Genomic DNA, 14,724 nt, shown 5'->3' with positions numbered 1-14,724 from the left:
AGGAGTCGTCCCGATGCGTCACGTCCGCCCGCTGTTGGTCCTCGTCCTCATCTTCGCCGCCGGCTACGTCGCCGGGCAGTTCTCGCGCGCCGATCTCGCTGCGCAGGGTGGGGGACAGAAGGTCTTCGAGCTTCGCACGTACTACACGCACCCCGGCAAGCTGCCCGACCTGCAGGCACGCTTCCGCAACCACACCACGAAGCTGTTCGAGAAGCACGGGATGACCAACGTCGGCTACTGGGTGCCGCAGGACGAGCCGGCCCACAGCAACACGCTGATTTACGTGATCTCGCACGAGAGCCGCGAGCAGGCCAAGAAGAACTGGGCGGCGTTCGGCGCCGACCCGGTGTGGCAGAAGGTCCGCACCGAGTCGGAGGCCAACGGCAAGATCGTCGAGAAGGTCGACTCCGTGTTCATGGACGCCACCGACTACTCGGCGATCAAGTAGCACGCGCCGCAAGGGCGGCGGCCACCCGGCTGCCGCTCGCCCCATGTCCCGCCTCCACACGCTTCTCCTCCGCGTCGTCGAGAGCGACGCCCGTGCCACGCAGGCCGACGACGGGTCGTGGATCGTGCCGTGCCTGCACTGCCAGTCGAAGCTGGCGATCGCGCCAGGCGGCGCCCCCCTCGGAGAAGCGAGCCTCGAGCACATCGTCCCCCGCAGCTGGTTCGGGCGCGGTCCCGCCCGCGTGCTCGTGGCCGAGGTCGGCGACGTGGAGGCGCTGGCCAACCTTGCCGTCGCCTGCGCACGCTGCAACCGCCAGAAGGGGAAGACCCACGACGCCGACGGCCCCTCGAATCCCAGGGCCCGCGAGGTCATCGCGGCCCTGCTCGCGCGACGCGCGGCGCGGCAGAAGTAGGCGAGAGGACGCGTCTGACGCCTGACGCCAAATGTGGAAGGTCGAACGTGGAAGGTGGAACGCGGCACGGCCGTCGCGCCTCTCTCGCCGGGCGTAGCCGTCGCCCTTGGGCGACGGTCGCCACACGTCAGGGCGGAGGGAGCCCGACCGCTCGCCGCATGACGCCTATCGCGGCGTCGGCCCGTCGCTGATGTCCACGAGCACGTGCGCGCCTGGCGGCAGGAGGATCATCGTCGGGTCTGTCCCCGGCGCGGCAGTGGTCTCGCTGTGATGGCCATCCGGCGTGGTGACGCGGATCCCCACTGGCCGGGGATGGCGCACGGCCATCCTGGCCGCCTCGCCCACGTCCCGGACGTAGACGATCATCCGACCGTCGGCGGCAACCCACGACTGGCGCCACGCGGCGCCCCAGATCGCCCTGACCTGCGCGACTCCGCCGTCCTCGCCGGCGCGGCCACTCCTGACCGCGCGCTCCACCCAGCGGCTCGCGTCGTCGGCGCGCGGCCACGTGCGGTCGTGGACCACGAGATCGGATTGAGCCGGGCGCCCGAGCTCCTCGAACGTGTACGTCCCGTCGGCTCCCCTGTTGGCGTAACAGAGCACGCCCCCGTCGAGGCACCCGGCGGGCGCGTCGGCGCGCGGCGGGCACGATGCCGGCCATGCGCCGTTGGCCAGGAGCACCTTCTCGCAGCCGGGCGTGGACGTCGGCACCAGTCCCGGTTCGCGGTGTGACGTCCGTTCGGCGAACGCCTCGGGCAGCGGCGAGGACCAGCCGGGATGCGCGCGCCACACCCACGCCGCCAGTGGCGTCGGGTAGCGGTACGTCTCCGGACGATCCATCCGGAACGCCATCGTGCTCCACGCCAGGGCAGCGGCCAGCAGGCAGCTGCCGAGGAGGCGAGCGCCGCGCGTCGGCGAGGCATCCTGCGCCAGCAGGAAGGGGAACGCAAAGGGCCAGACCCACAGCCAGTACCGGGAGAAGTCCGGGTGGCCTCCGGTGTTGTGGCTGGGTTGCTGGCTCACCGCGAGCAGCAGCAGGAGCATCGTCACCGCCCCGGGTATCGCGCCGGGCACCCTCCACGCCGCCGGGGCCAGCATTGCCAGCCCCATCGCCAGGGCGCCCGGGAGGAAGCGAGGCACGAACCCGAGGTTCAGGTCGAGCACCGGGAAGGCAAAGGCCGCCCACGACGGCCACACGGCCGTATCGGTCCAGACGGTCAGCGGCGTGATGCGCCCGATCCGCACCAGGCAGTACGCGGCCGGCAGCGCCGCCAACAGGACGCCGACAAGGACCGCCACCTGCCAGGCGCGCGAGCGGAGCCTCGCAGGCTCGGCGGCCACCGCCGCCAGCGTGAAGGTGGCGGCCGCGACGCCCAACGCGGGGTTCTGGGCTGCGGCGAGGCCCAGCAGGACGATGGACAGCGGGGCCGGCCAGGCGAGCGCGGCGAGGGCGACCAGGCAGGCGATGAACAGGTCGGAGATGGGCTTGTCGATCCACCACGCCAGCGGACCGGCGAGCAGCGTGAGCGTCCACGGGCCGGCGCCGCGTCGCACCGCCAGCCACAGCACAGCCAGCACGAGCGCGACGTTCAGGAGGACCAGTCCCCACGGGTCACCGGCCCCGACCAGCCGCGCCAGCCACACGCCGGGGACGGCGATCAGCGGGTACACCCACGAGTGCGGCATGTCGTATCGCCCGTCGGTCCCGCGCAGCGGGTCCAACTGACGCGACTGCAGCTCGTACCCTGCGGTGGAACCGGCCCACGCTCGCGTGAAGGCGGCCATCTCCTCGGCGGTCATCGCGGGCGGCCGACCGCTGGCCAGTCGGCCCGCCATGGCGACGTACTCGCTGGCGTCCCCGACCTGATGGGGACGCGCGAGCAGGCACATGGCGGCCAGCCACACGGCCACGACCGCCGCGCTGAGGCGATGCACCCGCGCATTGTAGTCGCCGGTCGCTAGCGGGATTACCCTTGGCCCACGATGAGCGACCTGTTCAGGAAGCTGAACCTCAAGGACCACGCGACCATCGTCGTGCTCGACGCGCCCACCTCGCTCGAGCCGGCACTGGCGACGCTGGCCGGCGTGACGGTCATGCGCAAGGTGCCAGCGACGGGCGGCGTCGTCTTCGCGCTGGCGTTCGTCCGGACGCTCGCGGCGGTCGAGCGGGTGGCCCGGGACGTCGTGCCACGCCTCGAGGGTGACGCGATCCTGTGGTGTGCGTACCCGAAGGCCTCGTCGAAACGCTACGCCTGCGACTTCAATCGCGACACGGGGTGGGCGTCCCTCGGCGGCGCCGGTCTCGAGCCCGTGCGGGGCGTCGCCATCGACGAGGACTGGTCGGGGCTTCGGTTCCGCCGTGTCGAGTACATCGCCACGCTCCGCCGCGCCCCCGCGCGTGCGTTGAGTGCGGCGGGACGGGCGAAGGCCAGCCGGACATCGTCATCGCGCCCCTGATGCCCCGGCCTGCTCGATCGGCTCGCCGGCGGCCGTGGTGGTCCCGACGTCGCGCGGCACCTGGCTGCCGGCAATCGCCACGATCGTCGCCCGATTGAACGCCGGCAGGTCGTCAGGGTTGCGCGAGGTGATGATCCCGTCGTCCTCGACCACCTCCGCGTCCTGCCATTGTCCGCCCGCGTTGACGACATCGGTGCGGATCGACGGGTAGGACGTGAGACGCAGCCCGTCGACGAGCCCGGCTTCGACCAGCAACCATGGCCCATGGCAGATGGCGGCGATCGGCTTGCCGGCCTCGTGGAACTCCCGGATCAATTGCACGGCCTTGGCGTTGACGCGCAGGAGATCGGGGTTCATCTGGCCGCCGGGCAGCACCAGCGCGTCGTAGTCGGTGGCTTCGACGGCCACCACAGGGCGATCCACCGCAAACGTCTCGCCCCACTCGGTGTGCTGCCAGCCGCGCACGTGTCGATCCTGGGGCGACACGATCTCGACGAGCGCACCCGCCCGGATGAGGGCGTCGCGAGGGCTGGTCATCTCGACCTGCTCGAACCCGTCGGCCACCAGGATGGCCACCTTCTTCCCTGCCAGCGATGTGGTCATGCGTTCTTCCCCCTTGGAGCCGAAGCGTTGGTGTCCGGTCTACCCGGCAACCCATGCCTTGCAACTCCCGATCCGCGATCCCCAATCCCCGATCCTCGATCCTCGATTCGCCTCCCCGGCATATGCTTGAGTGATCACGACGCGGCCCGGGTCGTCCGGCGCCGTACGGCCTCATTTCCGCGAACGACCATGACCAAGACCCGCACCGAGAAGGATTCGATGGGCCCGATCGAGGTGCCCGCCGACGTGTACTGGGCCGCGCAGACGCAGCGGTCGATCCAGAACTTCCCGATTGGCGTGGATCGCTTCAAGTGGCAGCGTCCCGTCATCCGCGCCCTCGGCATCCTCAAGAAGGCCGCGGCGCAAGCCAATGCCGAGCTGGGCGAGCTGACGCAGGCGGTCGCCGACCCGATCGTCCGCGCCGCCGACGAGGTGATTGCCGGCGAGCTCGACAGCCAGTTCCCGCTCGTCGTCTTCCAGACCGGATCGGGCACGCAGTCGAACATGAACGCCAACGAGGTGATTGCCAATCGCGCCGTGGCGCTCACCGGCGGCACCGTCGGCGTCGACCGCACCATCCATCCCAACGACCACGTCAATCGCGGTCAATCGTCCAACGACACGTTTCCCACGGCGATGCACATCGCGGTGGTGGAGCAGTTGCAGCACCGCCTGTTCCCGTCGGTGGGCAAGCTGCGGGCGACGCTGGCGGCCAAGTCGGCGGCCTTCGAGGACCTCGTCAAGACGGGACGCACGCACCTGCAGGACGCCACGCCCATCACGCTGGGGCAGGAGATCGGCGCCTGGGTGGCCCAGATCGACTTCGGCCTGAAGGCGGTGGAGCAGTCGCTCGATGGCCTGTACGACCTGGCGATCGGCGGCACCGCCGTGGGCACCGGCCTGAATGCCCACCCGCAGTTCGGGGATCGCACCGCCCATTACATCTCGCAGGCTACCGGCTACCCGTTCCGCTCGGCCGCCAACAAGTTCTTCGCGCTCTCGGCGCACGACGCGCTGGTCGAGACGTCGGCAGCGCTGCGGACGCTGGCCGGCGGGCTGATGAAGATGGCCAACGACGTCCGCTGGCTCGCCAGCGGCCCGCGCTGTGGCATCGGCGAGCTGTTCATCCCCGAGAACGAGCCCGGCTCGTCGATCATGCCCGGCAAGGTGAATCCCACCCAGTCGGAAGCCATGACGATGGTGTGCGTGCAGGTGTTCGGCAACGATGCGGCGGTGGCGTTTGCCGGCACGCAGGGCAACTTCCAGCTGAACGTCTTCAAGCCGGTGATGGTGCACAACGTGCTCGAGAGCATCGCCTTGATCTCGGACGCGTGCCTGGCCTTCGAGGAGGGCTGCGCGAAGGGCATCGAGCCCAACCGCGAGAAGATCGCCGAGAACCTCGGCAAGAACCTGATGCTGGTGACGGCACTCAACCGTCACATCGGCTACGACAAGGCGGCGGCCATCGCCAAGACGGCGCAGAAGAAAGGCCTGACCTTGAGAGAGGCGGCCCTGGCGTCGGGCGACGTGACCGCCGAGCAGTACGAGCAGTGGATCGTCCCCGTGGAGATGACCCGGCCCAGCAAGGGCTGACGTACAATTCGCCGCACACCGAGAACGACTGACGGGTTCCGGGTATCGGGTAACGGGTACCCGGGCCCGGGACGTCCCTACGAAAGCGATCGCTCATGGATCGACGTGCCTTCCTGCAGAAGACGACCGCGATGACGGCCGCCCTCGGCCTGCCGATCGCGGCCGCGGCCCAACCGGCTCCCGCCGCGCCCGCGGCGCGGACGTTCGGCCCGGTCACGCCCGCCCGGAAGTTCAAGCTGAAGTACGCCCCGCACTTCGGCATGTTCGAGAACTCCGCCGGCAAGGACCTGTTCGACCAGTTGAAGTTCATGGCCGACCAGGGTTTCACGGCGATGGAGGACAACGGGATGATGGGCCGCGCGCCCGAGTTGCAGGCACAGCTCGGCGAGGCGATGACCAGGCTCGGCATCCAGATGGGGGTCTTCGTCATCCAGACGGGCGGCAACAACAGCGACAGGTTCACGACGGGCAAGCCCGAGAACCGCGACCTGTTCATCAAGGCGTGCGAGTCGGCCGTCGAGGTGGCCAAGCGCTGCAACGCGAAGTGGATGACGGTGGTGCCCGGCGGCTTCGAGCGGAAGCTGCCGATCGGCCTGCAGCACGCCCACGTGATCGACACGCTGCGGTACGGAGCCGACGTGCTCGCCAAGCACAATCTCGTGATGGTGCTCGAGCCGCTCAGCGACAACCCCGATCAGTTCCTGCGCACGTCAGACCAGACGTACATGATCTGCCGCGCCGTGAACTCGCCCGCCTGCAAGATCCTGTTCGACATGTACCACATGCAGCGCAACGAGGGGCACATCATCCCGCACATCGACTGGGCGTGGTCCGAGATCGGCTACTTCCAGATCGGCGACAACCCTGGCCGCAAGGAACCGACCACGGGTGAAGTCAACTACAAGAACATCTTCAAGCACATCCACGCCAAGGCGGCCGCCGAGGGGCGGGACTTCATCCTCGGCATGGAGCATGGCAACGCCTTCCCTGGCAAGGAAGGCGAGCAGAAGCTGATCGACGCGTACGTGTATTCCGACGCGTTCTGACCAGCCCGCCTTCGTCTCGCGCGGTCGAGTAGGCCGCGCGAGGCCTTCTGCCGTACGGTGAAGCCATGGCCGACGACTGGCGCCGCTGCCTGCTCACCACCCCGTCCGACATCCGCCAGCTCCTCCATGGCGTGAGCCGTGTCGCCGTCCTCGGCGCGCGCCCTGCCTCGTACGCCCACAAGGCGGCCTACTACGTCCCCGAGGCCCTGCAGGACATGGGCCTGACCATCGTGCCGGTCGTGGTGCACGACCATGTCGAGCCCCGGATCCTGGGCGAGCCCGTCTACCGGCGGCTCGTGGACGTCCCCGGACAACTCGATCTGGTGGACGTGTTCAGGCGGCCCGAGGACCTGCCGGGCCACGTCGACGACATCCTCGCGCGCGCCCCGCGCGCCGTCTGGTTCCAGTCGGGGATCCGCAACGACGCCGTGGCCGAGACACTCGCCCGCGCCGGCATCCAGGTGGTGCAGGACCGTTGCCTGATGATCGACTACCGGAACCACGGGCGGCGGTGAGCCCGCGGCCCTGCCGGGTAGTCGATGAACGACCTCCAGGAGCTCCCCTGACCTTCGGCAGGATCGGGGCCCTTGCGCCCGCTGCCGGGCCCGTGTATATTCACCTTGCGCGACACGTCCTGCATGGGGCGTGATAGTCCAAGGTTGTAGGAGGCCTGGGAAGTTCGCCAGGCCTTTTGCATTGAGTGCCCGCAATCGTTCCCGCGCAGCGATTGCCCCCGTCGTGGGGGAGTCTGCACGACAGAAAATCAGTAGTCGGTCGGTCCGTGTGGCATGGCGGTGCTCCGATTACCGAACGAGGAGTTCGACATGCGTACTACCGGTACCGTCAAGTGGTTCAACGAGAGCAAGGGCTTCGGCTTCATCACGCCCGAGGGCGGCCAGAAGGATTGCTTCGTGCACCACAGCGCCATCGCCGGCACGGGTTTCAAGACCCTTGTCGAGGGTGAGCGCGTCGAGTTCGACATCGTCCAGGGCGCCAAGGGACCGGCGGCCGAGAACGTTGTCCGCCAGGGCCGCTAGGTCCTAGCAACTCGCAGTACCGAGCGGCCGGATCGCGAAAGCGGTCCGGCCGTTTGCTTTTCATTCGCTGCGGCAGGTGCTGCCCCGCGTCCGACTTCCGATTCCCGACTCCCGACTCCCGACTCCCGATTCCCGTCCGGCCGCAGTAGAATCCGCGCCACCCCCATGCGCGCCATCCTCTTCTCCGCCTTCGTCCTCGGCGCGGCCGCCGCGGCTGTCGCCTCGCGTCCTTCCACCGCCCAACCGGCGTCGGACCGGAAGGCCGCCGCGCCGGCGGCCACCAGCAGCACCGCGGCGGCCACGGCGCTCGCCACGTCGCTGTCCGGACCCGCCCGCGACAAGGCCCTGCTGCCGCTCGAGCACGAAGCCCGCACCCAGTTGAACTACGTGCCGATGGTCCGCGCCGGCGTGCCGCTCGAGGAACTGGCAGAGCCGCAGCAGGCCCAGGCGTTCTCGCTGTTGCGTTCGGGCCTGAGCGAGAGCGGGTACGCGACGGCGCGCAAGATCATCGCCCACGAGGACATCCTCCGCGAGATCGAGAAGGGCCAGGGCGTGGCCAATTACATGCGCCGGCAGCCGGGCCTCTACTACACCGCCATCTTCGGCACGCCGTCGGCCGAGGGCGTGTGGGCCTGGCGCTTCGAGGGACACCACCTCTCGGTGAACGCCACGCATGCCGGCAAGGACGGTGACGTCGTCGCGCCCCTGTTCTTCGGCTCCAATCCCGCGAAGGTGCTGTCGGGGCCGAGCGCGGGCCTGCGCATTCTCGCCGCCGAGGAAGACGAGGCGCGTGCGCTGATGGCGCTCTTCACTGCCGACCAGAAGGCCAAGGCGGTCATCGCTCCCGAGACGACCAACGACATCGTCACCACCAACAAGCCGAAGGCCGAGATCGCGCAGTTCGACGGCGTGGCCGCCGCCACGCTCACGGCGCCGCAGAAGGCGCAGCTGCGCAAGCTCATCGACGTCTACGCCAACCGCTTCCCCGAGGCGCAGCGCAAGTCGCAACTCGCGCGCATCGAAAAGGCCGGTTTCGACAAGCTGCACTTCGCGTGGGCCGGTAGCCTCGAGGTGGGCAAGAAGCACTACTACCGCGTGCACGGCCCGACGATGTTGATCGAGTACGACAACAGCCAGAACGACGCCAACCACATCCACAGCATGTGGCGCGATCCCGAGCACGACTTCGGCGGCGACGTACTCCGCAAGCACCTCGCGGCGGTGAAGCACTAGGCTCACGGCTCACGGCTCAGGGCTCAGGGCTCACGGCTCACGGCTCAGGGCTCACGGCTCAGGGCTCACGGCTCAAGCCCCAAGCCCCAAGCCCCAAGCCCCAAGCCCCAAGCCCCAAGGCCCAAGGCCCAAGGCCCAAGGCCCAAGGCGCCCAAGGCCCATCCCCGATGATCGATCTCCGCTCCGACACAGTGACCAGGCCGACGCCCCAGATGCGCGCGGCCATCGCAGCGGCGCCGGTCGGCGACGACCAGTTCGGCGAGGACCCGTCGATCAACGCGCTGCAGGAGCAGGGCGCGGCGCTGCTCGGCAAGGAGGCGGCCCTCTGGTTGCCCACCGGGACGATGGCCAACCAGGTGGCGCTCCGCACGCTCACGCGCCCGGGCGACGATGTGATCGTGAGCCGGGAGAGTCACCTGGCCTGGCACGAGACCGGCGCAGCGGCAGCCAACGCCGGGGTGCAACTGACCGAGATCGGGCAGGCCGGCAGGTTCTCGGCCGACGAGTTCCTTGCGGCGGTCAAGCCGAAGGGCCACATGCTGTACCCGCCGACCACGCTCGTGGCGGTGGAGAACACCCACAACCGGGCGGGCGGCATCGTCGTGCCTCTGGCCGACGCAGAGGCGATCTGCGCGGCAGCGCGGGCGCACGGCATCGCATCGCTGCTCGACGGCGCCCGCCTCTGGAACGCCGCCGTCGCCCTCGGGGTGCCGCCGGCCGCCGTGGCCGCGCCCTTCGACGTCGTCTGGGCGGCCTTGAGCAAGGGGCTGGGCGCGCCGGCTGGGTCGCTGCTGGCCGGTCCACGCGACGTGATCGCCCGGGCCGTCCGCTACCGTCGGATGTTCGGTGGGGCGATGCGCCAGGTCGGCCTGCTGGCCGCGGCGGCGACCCACGCGCTTGCGCACCACTATGCCCGGCTCGTCGACGACCACGCGCACGCGCGGCTGATCGGCGAGCGGGTCGCGCAGTCGCCCGGCGTGCGGCTCGACCTGGCGACGGTCCAGACCAACATCGTCATGTTCCACCTCTCGCCCGGCGCGCCCGACGCCGCCACGGTCGTTGCGCGGGCCCGCGAGCGGGGCGTGCTCCTCATCGCGTTCGGCCCGCGCACGCTGCGCGTTGTCACTCATCTGGAGGTGACGCGTGACCAGTGCGCCCGGGCAGCCGACATTCTGGCGGAACTCTGTACGACCGACGCGTAGGGCGCTGATCGCGCTCGTGATCGCGATGGCGACGTGGCCGAAGGGCGCTGCGGCGGCCGACGACCCGAAGAAGATCGCCTTCGACGCCCTGTCGTCGATGGTGCTCGGGCGACGCGACGCGTTTGTCAGGGCCACGCTGCCGGTCGAGGGCATCGACGTCCTGATGCCGCCGGCGCCTCCTGCGGGGGAGGGCCTGCGCCGGATCGAGGAGCAACTGGAGCGGGTGCGCTTTTCGTCACAGCTCCCTCCGCTGTTCGAGGGCGAGCCCGTCGATGACGTCGCGGCGGCCCCTGTGGGCACGCGGATCGTGTACGTGACGCAGTACGGCAGCTCGCTGGTGCCGGTGCCGGTCGTGCGGACCCGCGACGGCTGGCGCGTCGATCCGCGCTATTGGGTGGCCGAGCGCCAGCAGGCCTCGGCGCCGCCACCCGACGACGCCCCGGTGATGCTGGTGAAGCGGTTCCTGTACCACGTGATGAACGACGAGACCGAACCACTGAAGGCGCTCAGCTACCTGCCGGAGCACGTCGAGGAACTGACACGGAACAACAACCTGCCGGGTGCCGATCGCGGCCACGTGGCGATGCTGGCCGTGGAGATGGGCCTGGCGCCGGCCCGGCCCGGCGAAGTGGTGCGCATGCCGAGCGGCACGCGCATCACCGCCGGATCCTCGCCCGACGAACTCGTCTTCGTCGGCATGATGGGCAGCATCGAGATCCCCTTCCGCGTACGCAAGGTCAAGGGCGAGTGGAAGGTCGTGCCCGAGCCCTACTTCGAGTACCTGAGGAGCATGGGGGCCATCTGACGTTTGACGTTTAACGTTTAACGTCTGACGTTGAGCGTCACGTCGGTCATGCGTCATGAGTCATGACTGACAGCCCCCCGGTGCCCGGTGCCCGGCGCCCGGCCTCAGACTTGCGGCGGGTACGTCAGCGCCGGGACGGCGCGCTCGATGGCGGCGCGCTGACCCTCGAGCCAGGGCGGCAGCACGAGCGTCTCGCCGAGGTGGCCCGCGTCCTCGTCAACGGCGAACCCGGGCCCGTCGGTCGCCAGCTCGAACAGCACGCCACCAGGTTCCTTGAAATACACGGACTTGAACCAGAACCGGTCGATGACCGGCGTCGGGCGCAGGCCCACCTCCTCGACCGCCTTGCGGACGATGAGCTCGTGCGCCTCGTCGGTGACCCGCCACGCCAGGTGATGGATGCTGCCCGTGCCCCAGGCACCGCGGCGCTCGTCGGGCGTCTCGCGGACGTCGAGCACCCGGCCGGGGCCGCCGTCGCCGATCACGTAGCGCGTCCATCCGCCCTCCGTCCCGCGTTCGGTGAACCCGAACACGTTGGTGAGGAACCACGCCGTCGGCGCCTTGTCGTGCTGCCACGTGCGGGCGCCGTGCAGGCCGCGCACCTGACGCTCGACGGGCACCGGGCTGTGGGCCCAGGGCTCGAAGCCGCGCGTGGTCGGGTCGGCAGACTCGACGAGCGCCACCTGCAGCCCGTGCGGGTCGACGGCTGGCAGCACGCGATCGCCGAAGCGCGTCTCGACACCGCCGACCTTCACGCCGTAGCGCGTCAGCCGCTCGCCCCAGTAGTCGAGCGAGCCGGTGGGCACCGTCAGCTGCACCTCGGTGGCCAGGCCATGCCCGGCGCGCGAGGGCGCCATGTGCGACCAGGGGAAGAAGGTCAGGTCCGTGCCGGGATGCCCGGCTGCGTCCGCGTAGAACAGGTGGTACGTGCCGGGGTCGTCCTGGTTGACGCTCTTCTTCACGAGCCGCATCCCGAGGATGCCGGCGTAGAAGTCGAGGTTCTGCTGCGCGGGGCCGGAGATGGCCGTGACGTGGTGCAAGCCGCTGATCGTCTGCATGGCTCGATGGCCGGCGACCCTCCCGGCGGTGGAAGGGCGGACCCGCGCGCCCGCGTCGTGGCGCGCCCGCAGCGCGGGTCGTTGGCCGGCACTCGCTAGTGTACGCGAAGCTGCTATGAAAATGCAAGTAGCTATGGAATTGCGACGTCTCCTCTGCTAGCCTGACGCCGTGGCCCGCGCCCGTGCCTCCGCCCCGTCCGATCGCTTCTGTCCCGTGCTCGACGCGATCGGCGTCCTGCAGGGGAAGTGGACGATGCAGATCGTGCATGCGCTGATGGACGGTCCGATGGGGTTCAACGAGCTGGCCCGCGCCATCGGCGGCTGCAATCCCTCGACGCTCGCCCAGCGTCTCGAGACGCTCGTCGGTCTCGACCTCCTCGCGCGGCGCGTCGAGGCCTCCTCGCCGCCCCGCACCCTGTACTCGCTCACCGCCGCCGGCGCCGCGCTGCAGCCCGTGGTGGCCGCCATCGACGACTGGGGACGCCGCCACCTGCGACGCGAGCGCGTGCAGGCCGTGCGTCGCGCCGCCACCCGCGCCAGGGAGTCCCGGACAGGACGGTAGCTCGAGCAGGCACAGGGCACCGGGATAGCAGGAACGGGGCGCCTCACGCGGGCGCCCTTTCTCTTGTCCACGAACTCGCCGACCTGGCCGGATGCCGGTGCCCCCGCCCACTGCCGAGCTCCTGACCCGGCTCGACAGCTCAGCCGACGGCCCCCTGCCGATCTGTCCTGCCTTGAGCGACACTAGACCGACAGCCAGCAAGTGGTGGCCCCCCGGGGGTTGCCATGATTCGGGACCCGGATCCGGCGCGCCTCGTGCAGGTGGTTCGGTGCCGGAGTGGACATGAATGGCCGACGAGGCCGTGGCGGAAGGAGCTGGAACGTGCGCTGGGACCCCAATGCAGGACCGAGCCGGAACATCGAGGATCGCCGCGCGACGAGCGTCGGCCGGGGGGCCGGGGTGGGCCTCGGAGGCATGCTGATCCTCCTCGTCCTCAGCTTGCTCTTCGGTCGCGACATGATCTCGCCGGTGCTGCAACAGCAGGCCTCCCAGCCGCAGGTGCAGGAGTCCGGTCCGCTGCAGACGACGCCGGCCGAGGAGAAGAAGGTCAGGGAGATCGGGCAGGGGCTCGATGATCTGCAGGCGACCTGGACCAGGCTGCTCGGCGATCGCTATCGGGAAGCGACGCTCGTGCTGTTCCGTGAGGCGACGCCGTCGGCCTGCGGCATGGGCGAGAGCGCGATGGGGCCCTTCTACTGCCCCGGTGACCAGAAGGTCTATCTCGACCTCGCGTTCTTCGACGAGCTCGACCGCCGGTTCGGAGCCCCGGGCGACTTCGCCGAGCAGTACGTGATCGCGCACGAGATCGGCCACCACGTGCAGAACCTGCTCGGCATCGAGCGGCAGGTGCGCGCCCTGCAGCAGCGCAATCCGCGCCAGCAGAACCAGCTGTCGGTGCTGATGGAACTGCAGGCCGATTGCTTTGCCGGCGTCTGGGGCCACTCGACGGCCCAGCGCGGCATCCTCGAGCCTGGCGACGCCGAGGAAGGCCTGCGCGCCGCGGCCTCGATCGGTGACGACAAGCTGCAGTCGCAAGCCACCGGCCGCGTGCGCCCGGAGAGCTTCACGCACGGCAGCTCGCAGCAGCGCGTGGAGTGGTTGACGCGCGGGCTGAAGACCGGCGACTACAAGGCCTGCGACACGTTCGCGTCCGCGGCCAGCTGAGGCGCATCCGTCTCGGGCAGACGCGATGCGGGCGTGCGCGTCAGGCGCGCTGGGTCGCCTCGACCCTGCGCGTCGCCGGCGCGGCGCTGCGACCCAGCACCACCGCCCCGAGCAGGACCAGGGTGATCCACAGCGCATCGGCCAGCAGCAGATGCACCAACTGCATCCAGACCGGCGCGAGCAGGGCGACGTTCACCACACCGGCCACCACCTGCAGCACGGCCAGCAGCGACACGCCACGCGCCAGCGTGGAGGCCAGCGGCACGGCCGACCGCCGGGCCAGCACGGGCGCGGCGACGATCAGTAGCACCGCCGTGGTGATCGCCAGCGCCGGGTGGAACATGCGCAGGCGGATCAGCAGGTGCGAGGTGGGGGAGAGGTCGGCGGCCAGCGCTTCGGCGAGCGTCTGGCTCGGGAACAGCGTGTCGCCGAGCGCCGCGATGGCGCCGCTCACGCCGACCACCGTGACCGCGGTGAGCAGCCCGCCGACGGCGGCCGCCCGGCCGGGCGCCGCGCTCACCTCGAGGTCCTCGCCTCCGGACAGCCACCAGGCCGTGAGCGTCATCCACGCCACCAGCACGAACGTGTTGGCCAGGTGGACGGCCATGAAGAGCGCGCGGGCCATGCTGGCGTTGTCGGCGACCAGTTCGAACAGCACCAGGCCGGCGCCCACGGCCGCCTCGGTGAGCATGAACAACACGGTCATCGCCGCGCCGCGGCGGGCCGGGTGCCCCGGGGGGCAGGCGCGCCGCACCCAGGCCAGCAGCACCACGACCGAGACGAGGGCCAGGCCGCTGGTGAGGCGATGCGAGTACTCGATCAGCGTGCTGGCCCCCAGGCTCCGCGGGATCAGGCGCCCGTCGCACAACGGCCAGTGGGCACCGCAGCCGGCGCCCGAGCCCGTGGCGCGGACGTAGGCGCCCCAGGCGATGACCAGGAGGTTGTAGGCGAGCACGAGCCAGGCGGTACGGGCGAGCGAGCGCACGATCGGATCCTATCAATCGCGGACGGGGCCGGCCCGACCATCTCCGCCGGTTGCCCGTCTGAAGGGGCACCACTAGACTGGGTAACGCTGGCTGCCCCGCCGCCGTCGACTAGAGGTCC

16 protein-coding genes are annotated in these 14,724 nt (G+C 70.1%); 12 read left to right on the top strand and 4 right to left on the bottom strand.

The window, feature by feature from the left end; all coding sequences use genetic code 11:
• Positions 1 to 13: 13 nt before the first annotated feature.
• Together TBR22_RS21975 and TBR22_RS21970 are read left to right on the top strand one after the other, a co-directional pair.
• The gene (locus TBR22_RS21975; RefSeq protein WP_239489977.1) at positions 14 to 448 is read left to right on the top strand and encodes an NIPSNAP family protein; all 435 of its coding nucleotides are present in this window, start codon (positions 14 to 16) and stop codon (positions 446 to 448) included.
• A gap of 43 nt (positions 449 to 491) precedes the next feature.
• Entirely contained in the window at positions 492 to 860 is a 369-nt protein-coding gene (locus TBR22_RS21970) for an HNH endonuclease (RefSeq protein ID WP_239489976.1), read from the top strand.
• A 165-nt stretch (positions 861 to 1,025) separates the two neighbouring features.
• On the opposite strand, the gene TBR22_RS21965 is transcribed toward TBR22_RS21970, so the two are convergent.
• On the bottom strand, positions 1,026 to 2,795 hold the full coding sequence (locus tag TBR22_RS21965; protein ID WP_239489975.1) for a hypothetical protein: 1,770 nt from the start codon (positions 2,793 to 2,795) through the stop codon (positions 1,026 to 1,028).
• 48 nt (positions 2,796 to 2,843) lie between these two features.
• On the opposite strand from TBR22_RS21965, the gene TBR22_RS21960 reads away from it, so the two are divergent.
• Positions 2,844 to 3,317, top strand: coding sequence for a hypothetical protein (locus TBR22_RS21960; RefSeq protein ID WP_239489974.1), 474 nt, complete (start codon positions 2,844 to 2,846; stop codon positions 3,315 to 3,317).
• Here the strand turns inward: TBR22_RS21960 and TBR22_RS21955 are convergent.
• Positions 3,303 to 3,920 carry a type 1 glutamine amidotransferase domain-containing protein gene (locus TBR22_RS21955; RefSeq protein WP_239489973.1) on the bottom strand — a complete coding sequence of 206 codons (618 nt, stop codon included), beginning with the start codon at positions 3,918 to 3,920 and terminating at the stop codon, positions 3,303 to 3,305. The genes TBR22_RS21960 and TBR22_RS21955 overlap by 15 nt on opposite strands.
• Before the next feature lie 189 nt (positions 3,921 to 4,109).
• Between TBR22_RS21955 and fumC the strand changes: the two genes are divergently transcribed.
• The 7 genes from fumC (at position 4,110) to TBR22_RS21920 (ending at position 10,836) form a co-directional block, all read left to right on the top strand.
• Positions 4,110 to 5,513, top strand: coding sequence for a class II fumarate hydratase (gene fumC / locus TBR22_RS21950; RefSeq protein ID WP_239489972.1), 1,404 nt, complete (start codon positions 4,110 to 4,112; stop codon positions 5,511 to 5,513).
• Positions 5,514 to 5,608: 95 nt separating this feature from the next.
• A complete protein-coding gene (locus tag TBR22_RS21945) occupies positions 5,609 to 6,559 on the top strand; it encodes a hydroxypyruvate isomerase family protein (RefSeq protein ID WP_239489971.1) in 951 nt (316 codons plus the stop codon).
• 65 nt (positions 6,560 to 6,624) lie between these two features.
• Positions 6,625 to 7,074: a CoA-binding protein gene (locus TBR22_RS21940; protein WP_239489970.1), complete on the top strand. Its 450-nt coding sequence runs from the start codon at positions 6,625 to 6,627 to the stop codon at positions 7,072 to 7,074.
• 309 nt (positions 7,075 to 7,383) lie between these two features.
• The gene (locus TBR22_RS21935; protein ID WP_110174894.1) at positions 7,384 to 7,596 is read left to right on the top strand and encodes a cold shock domain-containing protein; all 213 of its coding nucleotides are present in this window, start codon (positions 7,384 to 7,386) and stop codon (positions 7,594 to 7,596) included.
• A 165-nt stretch (positions 7,597 to 7,761) separates the two neighbouring features.
• The gene (locus tag TBR22_RS21930) at positions 7,762 to 8,829 is read left to right on the top strand and encodes a DUF3500 domain-containing protein (RefSeq protein ID WP_239489969.1); all 1,068 of its coding nucleotides are present in this window, start codon (positions 7,762 to 7,764) and stop codon (positions 8,827 to 8,829) included.
• Positions 8,830 to 8,996: 167 nt separating this feature from the next.
• Entirely contained in the window at positions 8,997 to 10,031 is a 1,035-nt protein-coding gene (locus TBR22_RS21925; RefSeq protein WP_239489968.1) for a low specificity L-threonine aldolase, read from the top strand.
• 16 nt (positions 10,032 to 10,047) lie between these two features.
• Positions 10,048 to 10,836, top strand: a complete 789-nt coding sequence (locus TBR22_RS21920; RefSeq protein ID WP_239489967.1) for a hypothetical protein — start codon at positions 10,048 to 10,050, stop codon at positions 10,834 to 10,836.
• Between the two features lie 104 nt (positions 10,837 to 10,940).
• Here the strand turns inward: TBR22_RS21920 and TBR22_RS21915 are convergent, their stop codons facing one another.
• Complete coding sequence (locus TBR22_RS21915) at positions 10,941 to 11,894, bottom strand: ring-cleaving dioxygenase (protein ID WP_239489966.1); 954 nt, start codon at positions 11,892 to 11,894, stop codon at positions 10,941 to 10,943.
• A 169-nt stretch (positions 11,895 to 12,063) separates the two neighbouring features.
• On the opposite strand from TBR22_RS21915, the gene TBR22_RS21910 reads away from it, so the two are divergent.
• A complete protein-coding gene (locus TBR22_RS21910) occupies positions 12,064 to 12,456 on the top strand; it encodes a helix-turn-helix domain-containing protein (protein ID WP_239489965.1) in 393 nt (130 codons plus the stop codon).
• A 321-nt stretch (positions 12,457 to 12,777) separates the two neighbouring features.
• Complete coding sequence (locus tag TBR22_RS21905; RefSeq protein ID WP_370651368.1) at positions 12,778 to 13,620, top strand: neutral zinc metallopeptidase; 843 nt, start codon at positions 12,778 to 12,780, stop codon at positions 13,618 to 13,620.
• Positions 13,621 to 13,660: 40 nt separating this feature from the next.
• Here TBR22_RS21905 and TBR22_RS21900 read toward each other — a convergent pair whose 3' ends face one another.
• Positions 13,661 to 14,605, bottom strand: coding sequence for a COX15/CtaA family protein (locus TBR22_RS21900; RefSeq protein WP_239489963.1), 945 nt, complete (start codon positions 14,603 to 14,605; stop codon positions 13,661 to 13,663).
• Positions 14,606 to 14,724: the final 119 nt, after the last annotated feature.

Source organism: Luteitalea sp. TBR-22 (genome assembly GCF_016865485.1).
In the GTDB taxonomy this organism is placed as follows: Bacteria; Acidobacteriota; Vicinamibacteria; order Vicinamibacterales; family Vicinamibacteraceae; genus Luteitalea.
The sequence above is the reverse complement of the archived record's forward strand: the minus strand, read 5'-3'. Positions and strand labels throughout refer to the sequence as shown.